The sequence below is a fragment of the Oleiphilus sp. HI0117 genome, assembly GCF_001635235.1.
On the sequence record NZ_LWGA01001293.1, the window covers coordinates 1 to 1,548 of the forward strand.

General features: G+C 41.5%; 2 protein-coding genes. Both read right to left on the reverse strand.

Annotation, left to right across the window (positions count from 1 at the left end; genetic code table 11):
• Nucleotides 1-801: hypothetical protein (locus tag A3757_RS22495; protein WP_156506498.1), on the reverse strand; the 801-nt coding region annotated here is incomplete at its 3' end.
• 20 nt (nucleotides 802-821) lie between these two features.
• The coding region (locus tag A3757_RS22500) for a caspase family protein (RefSeq protein ID WP_231878358.1) at nucleotides 822-1,548 on the reverse strand (727 nt) is incomplete at its 5' end.

The following is a 1,548-nucleotide window of genomic DNA, read 5'->3' on the forward strand; positions in this document are numbered from 1 at the left end:
AGTCAGAATATTATTATTTAATCCGTTCTCAGGATTCAAGTTGCTACCAATCAGTTCTGCTCCAACACCGCTGTCCAGCTCCCAAAGCGAAGCAAAACGTGCTTTGTTCTTATTTGAGATTTTAACTCTTACGTTCTGTTCGTGCCTTGCTGCTTTCACGGAATTAGCGCCCAACAAGAATTCAAACCGATCTTCCTGCTCACATCCTGCCCAGCGCACTTGATTAATAAAGTCCTTAGTGGTCAACCACATTGTTTGAGAATCTTTCACTATGGCCCATATACGATTCCCTGAGTCAAACCTTAACCTTAACTTTCCACTCCTTATATTTCTTAGCAATACAGAGAACGGAATTAGCTTTCTTTGATCAATTAATAGCTCCTCAGAATGTTTTAAATCCAACGACAGCAAATCCATTCGATCAATCAGAGGTCTTGCGTCATAACGTATTCTCACAACCTGGAACCCACTGCATTTATCAACAGAAATGATTGGTGTGTAACCAATCTCTGACCGACTTCTGACACTGTTTTTACAGCTCTGGATACTATTTTCTTGAAAATTAGAGCTATCGATATCAAAGCACTTGGAACTTACCTTTGTGTTGAGACCATAGCTAAGATTAATTGACGCCTCCTCAAATGCATCTTTCTGTGTAGCCCCTATTCCTGACACCTCGTATAGTCCAGGTTCTATTATGTTAATGAGACCAACGCCTTTTTGTAGACAAGACCCTGCTTGCACAAAATAACCATTCAAAGCCAACGCCATTATCACTACAACATATCGAACAATTTTCATTATCATTGGATCTCCTTATCTCAGTAACGGTACCTAACAAGCTCAACATCGCCTTCACTAAAAATCGAAGGTGCTTGGTTTCTTCCAAGTACCGCGGATACAACCGATACCTTCCTGTCTACATAACTGTAGAGTTCATCAGTCGTAACCTTTTTGTCGCCATCGTTGTCAGCTTTTCCCGTTAAGCCCTTAGCTAAAAAGTTTGAAAATAGACCATTGCCAACATAGTCATACCAAGTTGCTACTCCTTCCGACTGTGTCGCGGAAAATACTGTGATCGCACTATTTTTCGTAGGTACAGATATTAAGGGTCGCCTCAATACACTCGCACTTACGTTTGGATATAAGGTTCCGTCGTGAGCATTTCCACTAAAACATGCGTCTAGGAACACTACGATATTTTCAGCATCAATTAATGAAAGCTGGCGATAAAACTCGTCAAGATGATAGCCAGATACATCAATTGAATCGGGTGTCGCGTCGCTAGGCATTAAGTAAGCAGCCCACTTATCATTAATTGCAGGCACACCATGCCCAGAATAGAAAACGAACACTGTATTGGCCTTTCCCTCACTCAACCCGTTAACTGAACGCTGGAATTTGCCAGGCTTGCCATTCGCGCCAATTATGGTTTTGAACTCACCTAAGGAAACATCATGGTATTGAGCGATATTTCGACTTGGAATCCCCATGTTCTTTTCAAACACGTCAGCCNTCAATTTTGCATCTTTCAACGCATATCTAACG